The 1,612-nt window shown below is 63.2% G+C and carries 2 protein-coding genes; both read left to right on the forward strand.

What is annotated here, in order from left to right; all coding sequences use genetic code 11:
* Positions 1-1,063 (forward strand): cystathionine gamma-synthase family protein (locus EN991_RS35390; RefSeq protein WP_127370461.1); only part of this gene is annotated, 1,063 nt, incomplete at its 5' end.
* 154 nt (positions 1,064-1,217) lie between these two features.
* Positions 1,218-1,612: CHRD domain-containing protein (locus tag EN991_RS35395; protein ID WP_127370462.1), on the forward strand; the 395-nt coding region annotated here is incomplete at its 3' end.

Raw genomic sequence — 1,612 nt, forward strand, 5'->3', positions numbered from 1 at the left:
CAGGGTCTATTCGCGCTTCAATCATCCCAACAGCGAGATCGTCGAGGACCGGCTGGCGATTTATGAGGGGACGGATGCCTGTATCCTGTTTTCATCGGGCATGTCGGCGATCGCCACGACACTGCTCGCCTATGCCCGTCCAGGCGACGTCATCCTGCATTCGCAGCCACTCTACGGCGGCACGGAGACGCTTTTGACGCGCACGCTCTCCGGTTTCGGCATCGGTGCTGTCGGTTTCGCGGATGGCGTGGATGAGCCGGCGGTGCGCACGGCCGCCGACGCGGCCGTCGTGAAAGGCCGCGTGTCGGTCATCCTGATCGAGACGCCGTCAAACCCGACCAACAGCCTGGTCGACCTCGCGCTGATGCGCAAGATCGCCGACGAGATCGGCGCGAGCCAAGGGTCAACGCCGATCATCGTGTGCGACAACACATTGCTGGGTCCGGTGTTCCAGCGGCCGATCGAACATGGTGCCGACGTGTCGGTTTATTCGCTGACCAAATATGTCGGCGGCCATTCCGACCTGATCGCAGGTGCCGCCATGGGCAGCAAGGCTATCACCAAGCCGATCAAGGCGCTGCGCGGCGCGATCGGCACGCAGCTCGACCCGCATTCCTGCTGGATGCTCGGCCGCTCGCTGGAGACGCTGTCGATCCGCATGGAGCGGGCCAACGACAATGCTCGCCTGATCGCCGAATTCCTGCGCGACCACGCCAAGGTCGACAAGGTGCACTACCTGCCGTTTCTGGGCGAGAATACGCCGGCCGGCCGCGCCTACAGGGCGCAATGCAGCGGCGCCGGATCAACCTTCTCCTTCGACATCAAGGGCGGGGAGAAGGCGGCTTTCGCCTTCCTCAACGGATTGCAGATCTTCAAGCTGGCGGTGAGCCTCGGCGGAACGGAATCGCTGGCCAGTCACCCCGCGGCCATGACCCATTCGGGCATTCCCTTCGAGGTGCGCCAGCGCATCGGCGTGCTGGAGACCACGGTCAGGCTGTCGATCGGCGTCGAGCATCCGGACGATCTGATCGCCGACCTGACGCAGGCGCTGGCGGCGGTCTGACCGCTATCGCTGAAGCCGGACAGGACGGCCCCTAGGATCTCTATACGTCATCACAAAAATGTGTGGTTGGATACATTGTGCCGCCAGGCCGTTCCGTTGGCGCATGCGCGCGCCGGGGAGCCGCGACGCGTGCACAGTCAATCGGAGGTTCTTCATGCGCACCCAATCCTTCTTACCGGCGCTGTCGGCGCTGGCCATTTCGACCGCTTTCCTGTTCGCATCGCCGGCCCTGGCAGCCATGGAAAAGTTCAAGGCGACACTAGACGGCAGCCAGCAGAGCCCGCCCGTCACCACGAAGGGTAAGGGCACGGCCACTTTCACCTTCGACACGACCAAGAAGAAGCTCAACTGGAACGTCAAATATTCCGGCCTCAGCGGACCGGCGACGGCCGCGCATATCCATGGCCCTGCGGCGATGGGTGAAAACGCCGACCCTGTCATCCCGTTCAAAAAACTCAAGAGCCCGATCAAGGGGTCGGAGACGCTCACTGATGCCCAGGCGGCTGACCTTGAGGCCGGCAAGTATTACGTCAACGTCCACACCAAAGC

This window comes from Mesorhizobium sp. M7A.F.Ca.US.005.03.2.1, from assembly GCF_003997795.1.
Lineage (GTDB): Bacteria > Pseudomonadota > Alphaproteobacteria > Rhizobiales > Rhizobiaceae > Mesorhizobium > Mesorhizobium ciceri.